The following is a 19,468-nucleotide window of genomic DNA, read 5'->3' on the forward strand; positions in this document are numbered from 1 at the left end:
CGACGCACACACTTGGCCTATATCGAACCAACTCCAACAAGGTGGGGTTCCGCTATGGCCAGGTTTCTAACTTACGACCTCAACCCAACGCACTACCCTGACATAATCGCGTTGCTGTTAACATGACATATTGACGTTGCCACGACAATGTGCACCGGTCGCCTTGACAAAATCAACGCAACTATGGTTTAAGTTTTAAAGTTCGAGTGTTGGGATTTATTTCTACTGTCGCCGACATCGATAATTTATTGCGGACATTTAAGGAGGACTTAGAATGAGGCGGTTAAGCAGCTTGTTGATTGGATCGATCGGCATATGGGTAATCTCGATGGTCGTCATCGCCTGTTCGACGGTGGCGGACAAGCCGGTTCCGGCTCCCGTGGCAGCACCAGCGCCTAAACCTGCGGCACCGGCAGCACCCGCTCCCGCGCCGGCGAAAAATGAAAGCACCAAGGCGGCCAAGACCGAGGAAGCCAAGGCGGCGAAAACCAAAGCGGTGGAAGTCGAAGGCATCATTAGCGCCGTCGGCCAGCGCACCATCACCTTTCAAGTAGAACGCAAAGGCAAAGTGCGTGAAGAAGTCGTCGGTGTCGACGACAAGACCAAGATCGACAAAGCCGGGGCCAGTGTTAAACTGCGCGACCTGCAAGAGACCGACAAGGCTTTGATCAACTACGAACCGGAAGCTTACACGCCGGCGTTGGCGATCAAAGTTACCGGCAAGGGTGAGATTAAAAAAGTCGGCGGCGACGATTAGTCTCGGCGAATGGCAGATTCCAGATCACAAATTCCATATTCCAAATTGGCCGGATCGAGATTTGGAATCTGGAATCTGTAATTCCGCGCGCCAGCGCGGACTAAGTGCGGTAACGGTCGGCGCGATCGCCGCCGATCACTTGCAAATCGAAGGACTGATCTTCGCGTAAGATTCTAAACGAGATCTGCTCCCCCGGACGCTTCTTCCACATCTCGTGGTAGAGTTCCTGGCGTGAGCGGACCTCATTTTTTTCTACCGATAAAATAATATCCCCTTGGCGTAGACCGAACTTTGCGGCCGGCCCGTTGGGCGCGACGCCGCCGATGATGACATGGCCCGCCATGGCTTGGGAATAGAGACCGAGCCAGGGCCGGCGCGGCCGGCTTTTGACCTGGCCGAAGTCTTTCAGTTCCTGTTCGTAGGCGCGATAATAATCCACCGGGATCGCCAGCGAATATTTTCCTACTTCATTCAAGTTCAAAGACACCACGCCGATCAGTTCGCCGCGGAAGTTGGCCAGCGTGCCGCCGCCAAATCCCGGATTGAAATCGGTGACGCGAATGGTTTTCTCGATCATGTATTCCCATTCGCCGTCGTAGCAGTCCATGGACGAAACATAGCCGCCGCGCACGCGCCGTTTGTTTTCGTCGTTGCTAGCGATCATCACTACCGGCTGGCCGAGGGCGACGGAATCGGGCGCGGCCATTTTCAGATAGGGCAATTTGCCGGCGGAGATTTTCACCAACGAGAGGCCGCTCTCTTGATCTTGAGCAGCGATTTGCGCCGGATACTGGTCGCCGTCGGAAAGCGTGACGGTGATCGACGAGGCGCCGATGGTGACGTAGTGAACCGTGAGAATGTAACCGTCGGGATCGATGATCGTGCCCGAGCCGAAGCGTTCCGCTCCCAAGTTGCGCGCCGATGGATGGCTTTCGGGTACCGTGACGTTCAATTCAACGGTGGCCGGTAGCATGGCATGAATCAAACCGATGTGGCCGTTCACAGTGTTGCTCCTTGGTGCCAGGTGTCGCCTGTCGGTTGTGAGTTTTCGTTTCGTGAGAATAAACGGCCCTGCCAGGCGCCGCGCTCGGCAAATGCTTTGACGATGGCGTTATGGACGCCGCGTTTGTCGACCGACCAGTCCGGCGCCACGGTCATGGCGCGCTGGGCTTCGCCGGACAGCCGGTGCATCACTATTGCTGGGTCGAGCCGTTCGACGAAGTCGATCATCAGATCGATATAGTTTTCACGGCTCAAGAGCGGCACCTGGCCGAGTTTGTAGAACTCTTCCAGTTGGGTATTTTTGATCACGTGGAGATTGTGCAGCTTGAGGCCGTCGATGGCGAGCCGGTTGACTAACGCGGGAGTGGCGAGAATTTCAGCGCGGCTTTCGCCGGGAAAGCCCAGGATCAAGTGCGTGCAGATGCGCAACTGGCGCTGCTTGGCGCGCTCGACGGCGTCGATGAAATCACTCAGCGTGTGGCCGCGATTGACCCACGCCAGAGTGCGGTCGGACATGGACTCCAGGCCGACTTCGAGCCAGAGGTATGTGCGCTGCGCTATTTCGGCGAGCAGATCGAGAACGTCATCGCCGAGGCAATCGGGTCGAGTGGCGATGGCGAGGCCGACCACGCCGGGAAATTTTAGCGCTTCGTCGTAGAGCTTGGCCAATTTGCCGACCTCATCGTAGGTATTGCTGTAGCTCTGAAAGTAGGCGATGAACTTTTCCGCTTGATGGCGTTTTTTTAATGCCGCGGCGCCTTGTTCCAACTGCGTGGCGACCGAAGTGCGTGGCTGGTAATCGGGCGCGGTGTGGCTGGCGTTGTTGCAATAAATGCAGCCGCCGACGGCGACCTTGCCGTCGCGATTGGGACAGGTGAAGTCGAGGCGCAAGCCGATTTTGTAAACCCGCGCGCTGAAGCGCTCGCGCATTACGCGATTGAAAGAGTTGAACGGTTTGCCGCGCCAGCGGCTCTGCAAGATCGTCGGTGCGCTCATAACGTGAACTGATTTGAGGGTTAACAAAAAGGTTGCAGTTACACAAGCTGTAATGGCTCCGCTGCGATCACGAGCAACTCCGGCGCCGGCGCGGAAGTGGCGAATAAATCACCAGCTTTTAAGCGTTTCGTGGGCTGAGGTTGACTTGACATCGGGGTAGAATTGTCTATAGTCGAGCGACGTTAATGGCCTGCGTCTGTGCCGATGAAAATCTCCGTCGACGAGATTCCTCAAACACCCAAAGAGATCGATTTCTCCCAAAGCGTTGAGGAACTAAACCAGATATTCAGCCGAGAAAGTAGCCGAGATTTTGGCGTTCCGTCCACGTTAGACGTTCATTTGGTCTACTACCGGTCGGAGTCGGAGATCTTTTTTAGCGGCAGCTTTCACGGTGAGTGCATCGGTGTTTGCGGCCGTTGCCTGGAAGAGTATAGTTTCGCGCTCGATCAAGATTTCGAGTTTGTCCTGATTCCCGATCCGAGGAGATCGCCGCGCGCCGCCGAGTTGCATCGCGACGATTTGGGTTTGAGCTTTTATTCGTCGGACGAAATCGACGTCGCGCCGCTGATCAATGAGCAGGTGATGTTGGCGCTGCCGACCCGACCGCTTTGCGAAGAAGATTGCCGCGGGTTATGTGACAGCTGCGGGGCGAACCTCAACCGTGAGACTTGCAACTGCGCCCAAACCGGCCGCGATCCGCGCACGGCGATTTTTCGCACGCTCAAAGTCGATCGCTGACGGCCTTCGATAAATTTTTACTTGGCTCAATTTGAAAGAAAGATAGGACTAAACTTATGCCGGTACCGAAACGAAGAACTTCCAAGCGCGTTAAAAACCAACGTCGCTCGCACGATCATCTAACCGCGCCCCAGTGGAGCGCCTGCGCTAATTGCGGCGAAACGGTATTGCCCCATCGCGCCTGCGCGAAATGCGGCTACTATCGTGGCCGCGCGGTGATCGAAACCAAAGAAAGCTAAGTCCCCGTTTGCCCATGCCGAAAATCGCCATCGATGCGATGGGCGGAGATCACGCCCCAGGAATAGTGATCGAAGGGGCGTTGCTCGCTGCCCGCGAACTTGGCGTCGAGATTGTGTTGGTCGGCCAAAAAGAAGCCGTCGAGCAAGAGCTCGCCAAGCATCCTGGAGCGCCGCAATTTCAAATCGTCGCCGCACAGCAAGCCGTGCCGATGCACGAATCGCCTAGCGTCGCCTTGCGGAAAAAAGATTCGTCCATGCGCATCGGCTTCGAGCTGATGAAGCGCGGCGAAGCCGACGCGGTGGTGAGCGCCGGTAATTCCGGCGCCATGATGGCGATCGGCATGTTCGTCATGGGCCGGTTGACGCAAGTGGCGCGGCCGGCGATCCTCGTGGTTGTTCCCAGTTTGGGCAAGGGCACGGTGATCGTCGATGCCGGCGCCAACGTCGACTGCAAGCCGCTGCACTTGGTCCAATTCGGTCTCATGGGTTCGATCTACGCAGAAAAAATTCTCGGTGTCGCCAATCCCCGCGTCGGCGTGCTCAGTAACGGCGAAGAGGAAAGCAAAGGCACCGAGTTGACTCGCGCCGCCAATCAGCAACTTGCCGGCGCGCCGGTCAATCACATTGGCTACGTCGAAGGGCGCGATATTTTTAACGGCAAGGTCGACGTGGTGGTTTGCGACGGCTTTACCGGCAACGTCGCGCTCAAGACCATGGAAGGTGTGGCAAGCTTCGCCGGAGAAGTTTTAAAAGGCGCCTTCGAAAAAAATATTTCCAGTAAATTAGGTTACGTGATGAGCCGCGGTTCGCTCAAGCAAGCGTACCGCCGGCTCGATTATGCCGAATACGGCGGCGCGCCGCTGATCGGTTTGGACGGCGTGGCGATCATCGCCCATGGCGGGTCCAATCCGCTGGCGATCCGAAACGCCATTCGCCAAGCGCGCGACGCGGTGAGCCAGCAGATGAATCGCCATATCGCTGACGCCTTGGCGGAGATGGATTCTGGCGCGGGGGAAAAGAAAGAAGGGTTGCCACAGAAACTCTGGCAACGATTCAAGTCGAAGATCGAGGCGATCGGCGATAAAGCCGAACCGCCGAGCACCCCCGAGGAACGGAGGAGAAGTGGCGAGTCCTGATTGCGCATTCCTGTTTCCCGGCCAAGGTTCGCAAGCTGTCGGCATGGGCAAGGAACTGTGCGAGCAATTTCCCCTGGCGAAAAAGATTTTTGCCGAAGCCGAGGACGCTCTTGGATTGCCGCTGAGCCGGCTGTGCTTCGATGGCCCCGAGGCCGATCTCAAACTTACGGAAAATACTCAACCGGCGATTCTCACGGTGTCGATCGCCGCGTTGCGCGTGCTCGAAGCGGAAACACCGTTGCGGCCGACATGGGTCGCCGGTCATAGTCTTGGCGAGTATAGCGCGTTGGTGGCGGTCGGTGCGCTGGCTTTTGCTGATGCGGTTAAGGTTGTTCGCCAGCGGGGCCGCTTGATGCAACAGGCGGTGCCGGCGGGCGAAGGCGCCATGGCGGTGATCTTGGGTTTAGAAATGGCTCAGGTTCAAGAGCTGTGCGCCGACGCTGCTCAGGGTGAAGTCGTTGCGCCGGCCAATTATAACGGCGGCGGCCAGATCGTCATCGCTGGGGCGAAGAACGCCGTGACCCGCGCCATGGCGCTGGCCAAAGAGCGCGGTGCCAAGCGGGCGTTGGACTTGCCGGTGAGCGCGCCGTTTCACTGTGAACTGATGCGTCCGGCGGCGGACGGATTGCGGTCTGTGTTAAATGACATTTCCGTCGCGCCTTTTACTATTCCGGTCCTCACCAACGTCGACGCTGACACCAATCTCGATGCGCAGCGGGTCAAAGGGTTGCTGATCGAGCAAGCGGTGCGGCCGGTGCGTTGGGAAGAGTCGGTGAGAAAATTATCCGATCTCGGCTGTCAACGCGCGCTGGAAATCGGCCCCGGTAAAGTTCTCAAGGGACTGATCAAACGCATCGACCCGTCCATGGCGGTTGAAAATTTCGAAACGCCGGCGGATTTGGCGCGCGTGGTGGGCGCTTGATGACGCAACTGCTCCAAGGTCAAGTCGCGTTGGTCACCGGCGCCAGCCGTGGCATCGGTCGCGCGATCGCTTTGGCCCTTGGCCGCGCCGGCGCTCATGTCGTCGTCAATTATCGCGGCAATCAAGCTGCAGCCGAGGAGACGCTAAAAGGAATCGTTGCGTCGGGCGGGCAGGGCGAGCCTTGTCCCTTCGATATCGCCGACGAGGGGCAGATCGAGAGCGCGGTGAAAGTTGTCGTTGACCGCCACCAGAAAATTGATATTCTCGTCAACAACGCCGGGGTGACCGCCGACAATCTCTTGATGCGCATGAAGTCGGCGGATTGGGATCAAGTCATCGGTACCAATTTGAAAGGCACGGTGCTCTGCACCAAAGCGGTTTCCCGCGTGATGATTCGCCAGCATGGCGGGCGGATCATCAACCTGTCGTCGGTGGTCGGGCAAATGGGCAACGCCGGTCAGTCGATTTACGCCGCGTCCAAGGCCGGCATCATCGGTTTTACCAAAGCGGTGGCGCGGGAAGTGGCGTCGCGCGGCGTGACGGTTAACGCAGTGGCGCCGGGTTTTATCGACAGCGACATGACGGCGAAGTTGCCGGAGAAATTGCGCGAAGAGTTTTTGCGCTCGATTCCGCTGGGCCGTTTCGGGACTTGCGATGAAGTCGCCGACATGGTTTTGTTTCTAGCGGGGCCGGGGGCGGCCTATGTGACCGGTCAGGTCTTCAGCATTAATGGCGGGCTTTACATGTGATCAATTCGTTGCAGGAGGTATGGGAAGATGGCGGCATCGGTTCAAGCCAGAGTTAAAGAGATCGTGTGCGAACAATTGGGCGTTAGCGCGGAGGAAGTGACCCCGGAAGCTTCGTTCATCGAAGATCTGGGCGCGGATTCCTTGGATATCGTCGAGCTGGTGATGGCGCTCGAAGAGGAATACGAAATGGAAATCTCCGACGAAGACGCCGAGAAGATCAAAACCGTTCAGGATGTGATCACCTATATCGACGCCCATCGTTAATCGCCTTGGCGGCGCGCCGCCAAGGCATTGACGGCGGCGCCATGGGTTGATGCGCTAAGGTTCGATATCGCAGGGGCGGCGGCGGCAAGCTGCCCGCGTCTGCGATTTTCTTTATCGCGCGACCAGCAGCGATAAATTATTGCGGTAATCACTACGGACAAGGCTAGAGAAAATGATCGCCATCGGTTGCGACCACGGCGGGGTGGAGCTGAAAGATTTTTTGGTCGGACTCCTGCGCGCCCAAGGCGTTGCGCTGAACGACTGCGGCACCCAAGGATCCGAATCGGTGGACTATCCCGATTATGGCCGCGCCGTTTCGACGCGGGTTTCTCAAGGCGCTGCCGAGCGCGGCATCTTGATCTGCACGAGCGGCATCGGCATGTCGATGGTGGCGAATAAATTCCCCGGCGTGCGCGCCGCGCTGGTGTCCGATCTCGACGGGGCGCGATCGAGCCGCGAGCATAATGACGCTAACATTTTAGTTTTAAGCGGCGCCAAAACCGAGCAACAACTGGCGCGCGAGATTGTCGAAGTCTGGTTGGCGACACCCTTTGCCGGCGGCCGTCATCAGCGCCGGGTCGATAAGATCTCTCAGTTGGAGCAAGAACTCGGCACGCGGCTGAGCAGTCAGAGCGACAAAGGTTGAAAAATCATTATGTCATTTCTCGCACAAACGGACGTAGAAGTTTTTGCCGCGATTCAAAAAGAGACCCGCCGCCTCGAAGGCAATCTCGAGTTGATCGCTTCGGAAAACGTCGTCAGCGAGGCCGTGCTCGAAGCCCAGGGCTCGGTGATGACCAATAAATACGCCGAAGGCTATCCTGGCAAGCGCTACTATGGCGGTTGTGAGTTTGTCGACGAGGTCGAGACTTTAGCGATCGACCGGGCCAAAGAGTTGTTCGGTGCCGATCACGCCAACGTGCAGCCCCATTCCGGTTCCCAAGCGAACATGACCGTCTATCTCTCGGTGCTGAAACCCGGCGATACTTACCTCGGCATGAACCTCGCTCATGGCGGCCATCTGTCCATGGGCAGTCCGGTAAATTTTTCCGGCTTTATTTATAAGGTCATTCCCTATGGTGTTTCCGAGCGGACCGAAACCATCGATTACGATGAACTGGAACGGTTGGCCAAGGAGCATCGGCCCAAACTGATCGTTGCCGGCGCCAGCGCCTATCCGCGCATAATCGATTATCTGCGTTTTCGTAAAATCGCCGACGAAATCGGCGCGCTCTTGATGGTCGACATGGCGCATATCGCGGGTTTGGTCGCTGCCGGCCTCCATCCGAGTCCGGTGCCCTGTGCCGATTTCGTCACCACGACCACGCACAAAACTCTGCGCGGGCCGCGCGGCGGCATGGTGCTGTGCAAAGCCGAGCATGCCAAGATCGTCGACAGCCGCGTGTTTCCCGGCATGCAGGGCGGGCCGCTGATGCATGTGATCGCCGCCAAAGCGGTGGCGCTCAAGGAAGCATTGAGTCCGGAATTCAAAATCTACCAGCAGCAGATCGTCAAAAATGCTCAAGCGTTGGCCCAGGGTCTTATCGCCAACGGTTTTCGCCTCACTTCCGATGGCACCGACAATCATCTGATGCTGGTCGATCTGCGCAAATCTGAATTGACCGGCAAGGTCGCCCAAGAAACTTTGGACAGGGCGCGCATCACCGTCAACAAAAACGGTATTCCCTTCGACACGCGCTCGCCCTTCGTCACCAGCGGCATTCGCATCGGCACGCCGGCGGTGACCACCCGCGGCATGAAAGAAAAGGAAATGACCGAGATCGCCCATTTGATCGCCCGCGCTTTGGGTTCAGTCGGCGATGAAGCAAAATTGCAAGCGGTGGCTGAGGATGTCGGTGTGCTGTGCAAAAAATTTCCCGTCTATCCCTATCGTCTGGCCGCGAAGTGAGCGGTTCGCTGCTCACTTCCTAAGTCGAAACCGATCGAACCTATGAAATGCCCCTTCTGTCATGAAATAGAAAATCGCGTCATCGATTCGCGCCTGAGCAAGGACAACAACATGATCCGGCGCCGGCGCGAATGCGAGCGCTGCACGCGCCGCTTCACGACATACGAGCGAGTCGAAGAGATGATGCCGCTGATCGTCAAAAAAGACGGCCGGCGCGAAGGCTACGATCGAGTAAAAATCATCAACGGCCTCAAGCGCGCCTGCGAGAAGCGGCCGGTGAGCATCAATACCATAGAAGCCATCGCCGACAGCATCGAGCGCTCGCTGCAAGAGCGCGGCGAGAAAGAGATCGTCAGCTCGGTGATCGGTGAAGGGCTGATGCGCGAACTGCATGACACCGATCCGGTGGCCTATGTGCGCTTCGCTTCGGTGTACCGTTCCTTCAAAGACATCAGCGAGTTCATGGTCGAGTTGGAAGAGTTGATCAAGGAACGCAAACCGTCGATGAAAAGCGCCAAGCCCGCGAAGCTGCCTGTGTCCACCGACCCGCGCCAGAGAAGGGAATAGCGCGTTGGCCGATTCCCCGCCGAAAGATCGCGAAAGTTTCTATCTGCGCATGGCGTGCCGCTTGGCGCGCAAAGCGGCGGGCCGCACCAGTCCCAATCCGATGGTCGGCGCCGTGTTGGTTCGCGGCGGAAAAATCGTCGGCCGCGGCTATCATAAATTCGCCGGCGGCGATCACGCCGAGATCGTCGCGCTGAAAAAAGCCGCAACCAAGGCGAACGGCGCGACGCTTTATATTACCCTCGAACCTTGCAGTCATTATGGCCGTACGCCGCCCTGCGCCGAAGCGTTGGTGCACGCGGGCATTAAAAATGTCGTCGTCGGCATGAGCGATCCCAATCCGCTAGTGGCGGGGTGCGGTTTGAAAATTCTTCGGCGCGCCGGCATCGCGGTTCGAGTCGGCGTCCACGAAAGCGAATGCCGCGAGCTGCTCGAAGCGTTCAGCAAGTTCATCACCCAGCGGGTGCCTTTTGTGACGTTGAAACTAGCGGCAACATTGGACGGCAAGATCGCCACCGCCAGCGGCGATTCGAAATGGATCAGCGGGCCTGAGTCGCGCAATTTAGTGCATCGCTGGCGCAATGAAATGGACGCGGTGTTGGTGGGCGTGGCCACGGTGCGCGCTGACGATCCTCAGTTGACCTGCCGCATTGCCGGCGGACGCGATCCTTATCGCGTAGTGCTCGATAGCCGGTTGGCGATTCGATTGACGGCGCAATTACTGCGGCAAAAAAATCCGTCCAAGACGATCATCGCGACCACTGTCAAGGCGCCGGCCGCGAAGGTTCGCGCGCTTGAAGCTTTAGGTGTACAAGTGTGGCGCTTGCCGGCGCGCGCCGGCCGAGTTGCCTGGCGGCCGTTGCTCAAGAGGCTCGCCGCTCAGGGAGTCGTCAGCCTGTTGATCGAGGGCGGCGCGGCCATTGCGGCTTCAGCGCTGAAAGAAAAAATTATCGACAAGGTCGAGTTTTTCTACGCGCCAAAAATTATCGGCGGCGATGGGTGGGCGATGATCGGCGGCTTGGCCATCGCCAAGATGGCGCGGGCGATTGAATTGAAGCGGGTCGCCGTGCGCAAATCGGGCAATGATTTACGGCTCACTGGATATTTATGATTTGCGCGGAGTTTGATCCATGTTTACTGGATTGATCGAAGATGTCGGCAAGATCGCCGCGCTCAAGTTGCAAAACGGTGCGGCGGTGTTGACCGTGAAAACCAAGTTGCCAATACGTTCGATGCCGCTGGGCGCCAGCGTGGCGGTGAACGGCGCTTGCTTGACGGTGGTTAAAAAACTCAAAGGCGCGTTCGTCGTCGATGTCTCGCCGGAGACCTTAGCTCGGACCAACTTGGAAAAACTTAAGGCGGGGAGTCTGGTCAATTTGGAGCAGCCGATGCGGTTACAGGAACGGCTCGGCGGCCATCTGGTGACTGGCCACGTCGACGGCGTCGGCACAGTGGCGGCGATTCGCCAGCAAGGCGGATTTACGGTTGTCAACTTTCGCGTGGCGGCGCGCCTCGGCGCGCTGCTGGTGTCGAAAGGCTCGGTGGCGGTGGATGGCATCAGCCTGACCGTGAATCAGTGCCAGCGCGACAGTTTTTCCGTGGCGATCATTCCATTTACTTTGCTGCACACTAATTTGCAGGGCCGCAGGGTTGGTGATAAAGTCAACATTGAAACCGACTTGATCGGTAAATACGTCCAAAGCTTTTTACAAAAACGGCGGTAACTGATTCGCCCTCGGCGACAGTAGAAACGTGTTCCATGCCCATCTCAAGCATCGAAGCAGGAATCGAAGATATTCGTAACGGTCGGATCGTCATTCTCGTCAACGAGGATGCGCCCGACAACGACGGCTTTTTCTGCATGGCGGCGGAAAAGGCCAGTGCCGAGCGTATCAATTATATGATGCATCAGGGGCGCGGCATCATCTATGTCACGCTCACCGATGAACGAATCCGCGAGCTGTGCATTCCCATGGTGCCGGAAGAGAACAGTTTGCTGTCGGGATTGCTGTGCGGCGCGTCATTTTCGGTAAATCTGCCAGGTGTTCATGGCGTCTCGGCCCAGGGTCGCGCCCATACGATTCGCGCCATCGTCGCCAACGAAGCCAAACACGAAGATCTCGTCGTGCCCGGCCACGTGCAGCCGTTGCAAGCGCGCAGCGGTGGTGTGTTGGCCCGCTCGGGACGCACCGATGCGTCGGTGGATATCGCTCGTCTCGCCGGTCTCAAGCCGGCCGGCGTCACTTGCCAAATTTTGGATGACGACGGTTCGGTGGCGTTGATGCCGTCGTTGGTGCGGCTGGCGGAAAAAGAAGGATTAAAAATTCTCTCGGTGGCGAGCTTGATCGCGTACCGCTTGCGCACCGAAAGTTTGGTCACTCGAGTCGCCGAGGAAGAGTTTCCAACGCTGCACGGCGGCAAATATCACGCAATCGTCTACCGCAACACGGTGGACGGCACCGAACATATGGCGTTGGTCAAAGGCAATATCGGCGCGGTGGACAAAGTACTGGTGCGCTTGCATTCGGAATGTCTCACCGGCGATGTCTTCGGTTCGGAGCGCTGCGATTGCGGCGATCAGATTCGCCAGTCGCTGCGCCAAATCGACGAGCAAGGCTGCGGCGTGTTGATCTACATGCATCAAGAAGGGCGCGGCATCGGCCTGACCAATAAGATCAAGGCCTACGCGTTGCAGGATCGAGGCCGCGACACGGTGGAAGCCAATCTGGATCTGGGATTCAAGGAAGATCTGCGCGATTACGGCATCGGCGCGCAAATTCTTCGCGATCTGCGCGTCGACAAGGTCTCGTTACTCACCAACAACCCGCGCAAGATCTCCGGTCTGGAGAGCTACGGCGTCGAAGTCGTCGACCGCGTGCCGTTGGAAATTTCGCCGCGGGACTCGAACATTCACTATCTGCGCACCAAGCAGCGCAAGCTCGGCCATATGCTGTCCAATCTGGAAGACAAGGCGATCAAACATTAGCGTTCGGCGAAGTTGATTTCATGACCAAAATTCTCGAAGGGAAGCAGGACGCCACCGGCCTCAAGGTAGGCGTCATCGTCAGCCGCTTCAATAATTTCATCACCGAAAAATTGCTCGACGGCGCGATGGACGGATTCGCCAGCCATGGCGGCGCGGACGGCAATCTCACGGTCGTGCGCGTGCCCGGCGCCTTCGAGATTTCCATTGTTGCGGACAAGATGGCGGCGAGCGGCAAATTCGACGCCCTAGTTTGTTTGGGCGCGGTGATTCGCGGCGATACGCCGCATTTCGATTATGTTTGCGACGCGGTCACCCGGGGTCTCGGTAACGCGGTGGCGGCGCACAAAGTTCCCATCGGCTTTGGCGTGCTGACGACGGACAATTCGCAGCAAGCGTTGGATCGCGCTGGCAATAAAGATGCCAACAAGGGCTACGAAGCGTTGTTGGTCGCCGTTGAGATGGTCAACGTCTTGCGCCAGGTTTCCTAGCCGGCCGTGCCGGACATCCTAAGAATCGTCGAGTATTCTTTGACCGAAGAAGTTCCCGCAGATAATTTGTTCAATACGCCGCGCAGCAATCGGCGTAAGGGACGCGAGCTGGCGGTCCAGGCGCTGTACCAGATCGAGATGACCAGCGATCCGTCGGTTGCCGCCGTGGATTTGTTTCTCCAGCACTTCGAGGGCAACGCCAAGGCCAAGGAGTTTGCCCGGCGCTTGGTTTCTGGCACCCTCAGCCAGCGCGCCGAGATCGATCGTTTGATCGATCTGGCCACGGTCAATTGGAAAAACGAGCGCATGGCCAAGGTCGACTTTTTGATTCTGCGCATGGCAACATATGAACTAGTTTTTTGCGCCGACATTCCGGCCTCAGTGAGTTTGAACGAGGCGGTGGAGATCGCCAAACGTTTCGGCGGCGAGGAGTCGGCGAGCTTTATCAACGGCGTGCTCGATCAAATCGCGAAATCCCATTGTGCCAAAGTCGAGTAGGCGGGCACAGAGACATTCTATAATCGGTTCTTTCGGGTTTACTGTGAAGATGTTTTCACCACGAAGGACACGAAGAGCACGAAGTTCGGAGTCTTAATCATCCGAACCCTTCGTGTCCTTCGTGCTCTTCATGGTGAAAAAACAAATTGAACGTGACACATTATCCATGTCAAAGTTCGTAGAACTCTTCAATTAAAAGAATTTAGCAGCATAGTTTTATGGACGAGCGTTACCAGCCCAAAGCGATCGAAGAGAAGTGGCAGTCTATCTGGGCCGAGGGCCGGCCTTTTAGCGTCGGCGAAGATCCGGCCAAACCCAAGTACTACGTGCTTGAGATGTTTCCCTATCCGTCCGGGCGCATCCACATGGGCCATGTGCGCAACTATTCCATCGGTGACGTGGTGGCGCGCTACAAGCGCATGCGCGGTTTCAACGTGCTCCATCCGATGGGTTGGGATGCATTCGGCTTGCCGGCGGAGAACGCCGCCATCGAACGGGGCGTGCATCCGGAAGCGTGGACCCAGGAAAATATTCTTTACATGAAGACCCAGCTTAAACGCATGGGTTTATCCTACGATTGGGATCGCGAGATCGCCACCTGCCAGCCGGATTACTACCGCTGGAATCAGTGGATCTTCGTGCAGTTTTTTAAAAAAGGTTTGGCTTACAAAAAGAGTTCCTACGTCAATTGGTGTCCCAGCTGTGAGACCGTGCTGGCCAACGAGCAGGTGGTCGACGGCAGTTGCTGGCGCTGCGACTCGGCGGTGGTGCAAAAGCAACTGAATCAGTGGTTTTTCCGCATCACCGATTACGCCGAGGAGTTGCTCGGGGGTTTGGATAAGCTCGGCGGTTGGCCCGACAAGGTGCTGACCATGCAGCGCAATTGGATCGGCAAATCGATCGGCGCGGAAATCGATTTTCCATTGGTCGGTCATGACGGCGGATTGAAAATTTTCACCACTCGTCCAGACACGATCTACGGTGCGACGTTTGTTTCGTTGGCGGTGGAGCATCCGCTTGCGGAAACGCTTTCACGGGGCACGGCGCAAGCGGGAGCGGTGCAAGCGTTCATCGATCGCTACAAGAATATCAGCCAGTCCAAGCGCGGCGCCGAAGAGGGCGAGAAAGAAGGCGTGTTCACCGGCGCCTATTGCCGCAATCGGTTTACCAACGAAAATATTCCTATCTATCTGGCCAGCTTCGTTTTGATGGAATACGGTACCGGAGCGGTGATGGCGGTGCCGGCGCACGATCAGCGCGATTTCAAGTTCGCGAAGAAATACGATTTAGCGATTCGCGTCGCGATTCAGCCGAAAGACGGCAAATTGACCGCGGCGACGATGAGCGAGGCGTTTGTCGACGAAGGCGTGATGGCCGACAGCGGCGAATTTTCCGGCACGGCCAATGTCGCCGGCAAAGAAAAAATTGCCAGCTTTGCCGAAGCCAACGGTTTCGGCAAGAAAGCGATTCGTTTTCGCCTGCGCGATTGGGGCGTGTCGCGCCAGCGTTACTGGGGCACGCCGATTCCGATTCTTTATTGCGATCAGTGTGGCACCTTGCCGGTGCCGGAAGAGCAGTTGCCCGTGCTGCTACCGAAAGATGTGCCGTTCACCGGCAAGGGCGGCTCACCGTTGAGCGAGAGTCCATCGTTTTCAAAAGTTACTTGCCCCAAGTGTCACGGCCCAGCGCGGCGTGAGACCGATACCATGGACACCTTTGTCGATTCGTCCTGGTATTACCTGCGTTACGCGTCGGCAAAACATGCCACGGCACCCGTCGATGTCGACAAGGGGCGCTATTGGATGGCGGTGGATCAGTACATCGGCGGCGTCGAGCACGCGGTGCTGCATCTGCTCTACGCGCGCTTTTTTACCAAGGCGTTGCGCGACATCGGTTTGGCCAAAGTCGACGAGCCGTTCACCCATCTGCTCACCCAAGGTATGGTCTCGAAAGAAACCTATCGTTGCAGTGAGCATAATTGGCTTTTCCCCAACGATCTCGCCGGTAGCGAGAAAGAAGGTTGGAAATGTCCGCAGTGTCAACGGCCGGTGGAAAAGGGCCGGATCGAGAAGATGTCCAAGTCGAAGAAGAACATCATCGATCCGGAAGATCTGATCGGCTTGTACGGCGCCGATACCGCGCGGCTTTTTACCTTGTTCGCCGCGCCGCCGGAAAAAGATCTTGAATGGAGCGATCAAGGCGTCGAGGGCGGCTTTCGCTTTCTCAGCCGGCTCTGGCGTTTGGCCTATCAACAGCGCGACCTTTGGTCGGCGCCGTCGGCCGGTGGCGGGTCTACAGAATTGACTGCGGCGCAACGGGATCTGCGCCGGCTGATCCATCGCACGATAAAAAAAGTGTCGGAAGACATCGACGGCCGGTTTCATTTCAACGCCGCGATCGCCGCGATCATGGAACTTTCCAATGCGCTCAGCGCGGCGGCCCAGGACGATGGCGCCGCCAAGAGTGGCGCAGCGATCATTAAAGAAGGGCTCGAAGCGATGATCCTGTTGCTCGCGCCGTTCGTGCCGCATATCGCCAGCGAACTCTGGGAGCAGCTCGGTCATCGCGAGCGCGTCGATCAAGCGGCCTGGCCGAATTATTCCACTGCGGCGCTGGAAGAAGAAGAGTTGTTGATCGTTGTTCAGGTCGACGGCAAGGTGCGCGGTAAAATTACCGCGCCGGCCGAGGTCACCCAAGAGCGCATTCAGGCTTTGGCGTTGGCCGATGCGAAAGTCGTCGGATTTCTTGAAGGTAAAAAAGTGAAACGCGTGGTTTATGTGCCGCGCCGATTGGTAAACATCGTCCTGGAGGGATAACCCGTGGTCATCACTAACAATTCAACCATCGCCATGAAGGCGCTGATGCTCATTCTATTACCGGTGGTGCTGAGCAGCGGCTGCGGTTATCAGTTTGCCGGCAGCGGCGCCTTGCTGCCCAAGGATGCGCGGACGTTGTTCGTCGAATCGTTCGTCAATCGCAGCCGCGATGTCGGCTTGGAAAAAGAAGTTGCCACGGCGCTGCGCGGCGAATTTTACCGGCGCGGGCCGCTGCGCATCGTCGATCAGTTCGATCAAGCCGATGTGATTCTCACCGGCGTGGTTCGTCCGGTGGAAAACAACGTCGCGTCGGTCAACGGCCGGGACGAAGCATTGCAGTACTATCATACGATTATCGTCGACGTGAGCCTACGTCAGCGGGAGTCTAATAACGTGTTGTGGCGCATCGACGCCATACGCCTCAGCGATCTTTACCCTGGGTCGCGCGCCGCGGTGGTTACGACTTCGTCCAATTTTCGTACCGGGACGTTGAACGCGGCCGATGTCGGCCGTTTAACAGATGTGCAACTCACCGAATTCGAGCGCCGGGATTCGCTCCGTCAGCTGACGGAGCAGTTCGCGAAAGAAGTATACCAGCGGATAATGGAAATGTTCTGAACTACCCGCGCCGGGGCGGGTAGGCGACGATGCGACGAACGGCTTCTAGCTGGCGGCAGCGGCTTTTGACGCGGACCGGGAGAGGCGAGAAAGCCAGCGCGAGGCGGTGTTGCTTTTGATCAAACCCTTGCTGACGGCTTTGCCCAAGGCTTTGTTAACTTCGCGCAACTGACTCACAGTCGTTGCGGCATTTTTCTCTTCAATCGCCAGTCGAGTCTTCTTGAGTAAGGTGCGCAGTTTGGATCGCGCTTCGATGTTGCGCGCCCGCCGCTTCAAGCTCTGCCCATGTCTTTTAATAACGGAAGTATGTACGGCCAAGGAGTTCCTCCAAATTAATTGTTTAAGCTTTGTACCATCGGCGATCCGTAGAGTCAATGTTGTTGCCGCGCTGCCATTGGCGCTTGTTTCGCGCTTCATGCTCGCGATGATTGATTAGCTTGTATGAGATTTGCTGTGAACCTGCTTTTGGTTATCGTCAATTTGGCGCAGCACTCCAAGTAGCAGAATATTTGTAACTTCGAGCGCAAGGAATTTGAGCAATTGGCTGGGCGCGGCGACTTTTGGCCCTCCCAGCCGATTGCGGCAACGGTTATCCACAAGTTATGAACACAAACATGTGAGTTGCGCCGTAAACCGCGGATTTTTTCCCGTCGAAACGTTGCTAGGAGCTGATTGATTCCATCGCTGATCGCCCTGGAACGAATAGTTTTGCCGGACTAATTAAAAAATCAGCGTACAATTCTATCATTCGCGGTTTCGGTCCACGCGTATTGAGTGCGCGGCTTGGCGGCGCTTGGCTTTGAACTTTCTCGGGCTCGCCACTTTTCACTCGACCCATGCTTGAATCTCTAACCGACTTGTGCGATAAAAACTGAACAATAACCCACTTAACGTATTGTTGTTAAAGATGTGTGACGGGAAAGGAGGTGAATCAACGATGGGAAAGAAATTCGTTTCATTGTCGGCCATTGCCCTCTTCGCTTTTACTCTAACGTTTATCGGATGTGGTAAAAAAGAAGAACCAGCTCCACCACCGCCAGCGCCAGCAGCGCCAGCGCCGGAAGCGGCAGCTCCAGCGGGTGATAAGAAAGCAGCTGAGCCTATGAAGGATGCTCCGGCACCTGAAAAGGGTATGGAGAAAAAAGAGGAGGCAAAGACCAAGTAAGGATTTTCGCCTTACCGTGGTCGATGCTAGCAAAAAGGGGAAGGGCAACCTTCCCCTTTTTTTAAATTTCCGAGCGTAGCCGTGAATCGTGACGATCGATTCTAACATGACCCTTACGGAGCATCTCGAAGAGCTCCGATGGTGCTTACTAAAGTCGGTATTCGCAATCGTCATCGCCTCAAGTATTTGCTATTTTTTTTCCGATGCGATTTTTGGCTTCGTGGTCGCGCCGCTAAAACAGAATTTGCAGCCGGGCCAAAATCTCATCGGGACGAGTGTTACCGAAGCTTTTTTTATCGAGATCAAGGTGGCGCTGGCGGCGGGCGTGGGTTTTTCCTGCCCGGTGCTTTTTTATCAGTTGTGGCGTTTTATCGCGCCGGGACTTTCGGGACGAGAAATCAAATGGGTGATGCCGTTTGTACTATGCGCGACATTGTTTTTTCTCGGCGGCGCTTATTTTTGTTATCGGATCGTTCTGCCGGTCGCGTTCAAGTATTTCATCGAACAGTATGAAACCATGGGTGTGAGCCCGGCGATTCGGATTGGCGATTACTTTACGTTCTTTTTTCGCATGGTTTTGGCATTCGGCGGGACTTTTGAGTTGCCGGTGTTTACGTTTTTTCTCGTGCGCATAGGGGTCTGGGACTACCGGTTCATGATCGGCTCCTTTCGCTACGCGATTCTGGCGATCTTTATCATCGCCGCCGTACTGACGCCGACGCCCGATATTATCAATCAGTGCTTGCTGGCAGTGCCGATGTTGGTTTTGTACGTGCTCAGTATCGGTGTGGCTTATGTTTGGCGCCGGCCCGAGTAAAACTCTTGTGCAGTAAAAGTTGAAAGGATGAGGAGGAGTAATGATCCCATTTGTAATCGCGATTAGCTTTTTTTCGTTGGCCTTTGCCGTGTACCTGGCACGCCAGGTGCTGAGTAAGGACACCGGCACGCAAAAGATGCGGGACATCTCGGACGCCATCAAAGAGGGCGCCGAAGCTTTCATGTCGCGGCAAAACCGCACCATCATCACCTTGTCGGCGGCGTTGGCCGCGCTGATCTTCCTCCTCTACGCTTTCGTGCGCACACCGAGTTCCGCCGATCCGGTGCCGCCCATGGAAACCGCTTTTTGGACGACGCTCTCTTTCGTGCTCGGCGCGGCCTGTTCGCTGATCGCGGGTTATGTCGGCATGTGGGTTTCGATCCGCGCCAACATTCGCACGGCGTCGGCGGTTCGTTCGAGCTTGAACGAAGCCTTGCAGATCGCCATGCGCGGCGGCGCGGTGTCAGGGTTGTTCGTCGTCGCCATGAGCCTGCTCGGCGTCGGCGGTTTGTATGCGTTGCTCGATGCTCTCGGTCACGATCCGCAAAAAATTCCTTTCACCATCGTCGGCTATGGCTTCGGAGCTTCCTTCGTCGCACTGTTCGCCCAGCTCGGCGGCGGTATTTATACCAAGGCCGCGGACGTTGGCGCCGATTTGGTCGGTAAAGTCGAAGCCGGCATTCCCGAAGACGATCCGCGCAATCCCGCGGTTATCGCTGACTTGGTCGGCGATAACGTCGGCGATTGCGCCGGCCGCGGCGCCGATCTGTTCGAGTCCACCGCGGCGGAAAATATCGGCGCGAT

At 56.8% G+C, this 19,468-nt stretch carries 21 protein-coding genes and 2 pseudogenes; 20 read left to right on the plus strand and 3 right to left on the minus strand.

All coding sequences use genetic code 11. The annotated features are described in order from the left end of the window. The first annotated feature begins 355 nt into the window (after positions 1-355). Positions 356-439: pseudogene (locus EXR70_19955) on the plus strand (cytochrome c). A 418-nt stretch (positions 440-857) separates the two neighbouring features. Here EXR70_19955 and EXR70_19960 read toward each other — a convergent pair. Both EXR70_19960 and EXR70_19965 read right to left on the minus strand, forming a co-directional pair. Beyond that, the gene (locus EXR70_19960; GenBank protein ID MSP40768.1) at positions 858-1,760 is read right to left on the minus strand and encodes a PDZ domain-containing protein; all 903 of its coding nucleotides are present in this window, start codon (positions 1,758-1,760) and stop codon (positions 858-860) included. Beyond that, positions 1,757-2,755 carry a TIGR01212 family radical SAM protein gene (locus tag EXR70_19965; GenBank protein ID MSP40769.1) on the minus strand — a complete coding sequence of 333 codons (999 nt, stop codon included), beginning with the start codon at positions 2,753-2,755 and terminating at the stop codon, positions 1,757-1,759. The genes EXR70_19960 and EXR70_19965 overlap by 4 nt, the downstream gene beginning before the upstream one ends. Before the next feature lie 204 nt (positions 2,756-2,959). On the opposite strand from EXR70_19965, the gene EXR70_19970 reads away from it, so the two are divergent. The 16 genes from EXR70_19970 (at position 2,960) to EXR70_20045 (ending at position 16,682) form a co-directional block, all read left to right on the plus strand. Further along, positions 2,960-3,493, plus strand: coding sequence for a DUF177 domain-containing protein (locus tag EXR70_19970; protein MSP40770.1), 534 nt, complete (start codon positions 2,960-2,962; stop codon positions 3,491-3,493). Positions 3,494-3,549: 56 nt separating this feature from the next. After that, positions 3,550-3,732, plus strand: a complete 183-nt coding sequence (locus EXR70_19975) for a 50S ribosomal protein L32 (protein ID MSP40771.1) — start codon at positions 3,550-3,552, stop codon at positions 3,730-3,732. A gap of 14 nt (positions 3,733-3,746) precedes the next feature. After that, positions 3,747-4,868 (plus strand): phosphate acyltransferase PlsX, encoded by a 1,122-nt coding sequence (gene plsX / locus EXR70_19980; GenBank protein MSP40772.1) that lies wholly within the window; start codon positions 3,747-3,749, stop codon positions 4,866-4,868. A gap of 43 nt (positions 4,869-4,911) precedes the next feature. Further along, entirely contained in the window at positions 4,912-5,790 is an 879-nt protein-coding gene (fabD, locus tag EXR70_19985) for a [acyl-carrier-protein] S-malonyltransferase (protein MSP40773.1), read from the plus strand. After that, positions 5,790-6,539, plus strand: a complete 750-nt coding sequence (gene fabG, locus EXR70_19990; protein ID MSP40774.1) for a 3-oxoacyl-[acyl-carrier-protein] reductase — start codon at positions 5,790-5,792, stop codon at positions 6,537-6,539. The genes fabD and fabG overlap by 1 nt, the downstream gene beginning before the upstream one ends. A gap of 27 nt (positions 6,540-6,566) precedes the next feature. Continuing rightward, complete coding sequence (locus EXR70_19995) at positions 6,567-6,803, plus strand: acyl carrier protein (protein MSP40775.1); 237 nt, start codon at positions 6,567-6,569, stop codon at positions 6,801-6,803. Positions 6,804-6,975: 172 nt separating this feature from the next. After that, entirely contained in the window at positions 6,976-7,449 is a 474-nt protein-coding gene (gene rpiB, locus EXR70_20000) for a ribose 5-phosphate isomerase B (protein ID MSP40776.1), read from the plus strand. A gap of 9 nt (positions 7,450-7,458) precedes the next feature. Then, a complete protein-coding gene (locus EXR70_20005) occupies positions 7,459-8,712 on the plus strand; it encodes a serine hydroxymethyltransferase (protein ID MSP40777.1) in 1,254 nt (417 codons plus the stop codon). A 42-nt stretch (positions 8,713-8,754) separates the two neighbouring features. Continuing rightward, complete coding sequence (gene nrdR, locus EXR70_20010; GenBank protein ID MSP40778.1) at positions 8,755-9,279, plus strand: transcriptional repressor NrdR; 525 nt, start codon at positions 8,755-8,757, stop codon at positions 9,277-9,279. Positions 9,280-9,328: 49 nt separating this feature from the next. Then, a complete protein-coding gene (gene ribD / locus EXR70_20015) occupies positions 9,329-10,387 on the plus strand; it encodes a bifunctional diaminohydroxyphosphoribosylaminopyrimidine deaminase/5-amino-6-(5-phosphoribosylamino)uracil reductase RibD (protein MSP40779.1) in 1,059 nt (352 codons plus the stop codon). Between the two features lie 19 nt (positions 10,388-10,406). Beyond that, on the plus strand, positions 10,407-11,000 hold the full coding sequence (locus EXR70_20020) for a riboflavin synthase (protein MSP40780.1): 594 nt from the start codon (positions 10,407-10,409) through the stop codon (positions 10,998-11,000). A gap of 35 nt (positions 11,001-11,035) precedes the next feature. After that, entirely contained in the window at positions 11,036-12,262 is a 1,227-nt protein-coding gene (ribA, locus tag EXR70_20025; protein MSP40781.1) for a GTP cyclohydrolase II, read from the plus strand. 20 nt (positions 12,263-12,282) lie between these two features. After that, complete coding sequence (locus EXR70_20030; protein ID MSP40782.1) at positions 12,283-12,750, plus strand: 6,7-dimethyl-8-ribityllumazine synthase; 468 nt, start codon at positions 12,283-12,285, stop codon at positions 12,748-12,750. A 66-nt stretch (positions 12,751-12,816) separates the two neighbouring features. After that, the gene (gene nusB, locus EXR70_20035) at positions 12,817-13,248 is read left to right on the plus strand and encodes a transcription antitermination factor NusB (protein ID MSP40783.1); all 432 of its coding nucleotides are present in this window, start codon (positions 12,817-12,819) and stop codon (positions 13,246-13,248) included. 218 nt (positions 13,249-13,466) lie between these two features. Further along, positions 13,467-16,064 carry a leucine--tRNA ligase gene (locus tag EXR70_20040; GenBank protein ID MSP40784.1) on the plus strand — a complete coding sequence of 866 codons (2,598 nt, stop codon included), beginning with the start codon at positions 13,467-13,469 and terminating at the stop codon, positions 16,062-16,064. Positions 16,065-16,067: 3 nt separating this feature from the next. After that, the gene (locus tag EXR70_20045; protein ID MSP40785.1) at positions 16,068-16,682 is read left to right on the plus strand and encodes a hypothetical protein; all 615 of its coding nucleotides are present in this window, start codon (positions 16,068-16,070) and stop codon (positions 16,680-16,682) included. Positions 16,683-16,727: 45 nt separating this feature from the next. On the opposite strand, the gene rpsT is transcribed toward EXR70_20045, so the two are convergent. Beyond that, positions 16,728-17,099, minus strand: a complete 372-nt coding sequence (gene rpsT / locus EXR70_20050) for a 30S ribosomal protein S20 (GenBank protein ID MSP40786.1) — start codon at positions 17,097-17,099, stop codon at positions 16,728-16,730. 520 nt (positions 17,100-17,619) lie between these two features. Here rpsT and EXR70_20055 point away from each other — a divergent pair. From EXR70_20055 to hppA, 3 genes and pseudogenes are all read left to right on the plus strand, one after another. After that, positions 17,620-17,760: pseudogene (locus EXR70_20055) on the plus strand (pilus assembly protein PilP). Positions 17,761-17,935: 175 nt separating this feature from the next. Continuing rightward, positions 17,936-18,664: a twin-arginine translocase subunit TatC gene (tatC, locus tag EXR70_20060; GenBank protein ID MSP40787.1), complete on the plus strand. Its 729-nt coding sequence runs from the start codon at positions 17,936-17,938 to the stop codon at positions 18,662-18,664. 40 nt (positions 18,665-18,704) lie between these two features. Next, the coding region (hppA, locus tag EXR70_20065) for a sodium-translocating pyrophosphatase (GenBank protein ID MSP40788.1) at positions 18,705-19,468 on the plus strand (764 nt) is incomplete at its 3' end.

This window comes from Deltaproteobacteria bacterium (assembly GCA_009692615.1).
Lineage (GTDB): Bacteria > Desulfobacterota > Binatia > UBA9968 > UBA9968 > DP-20.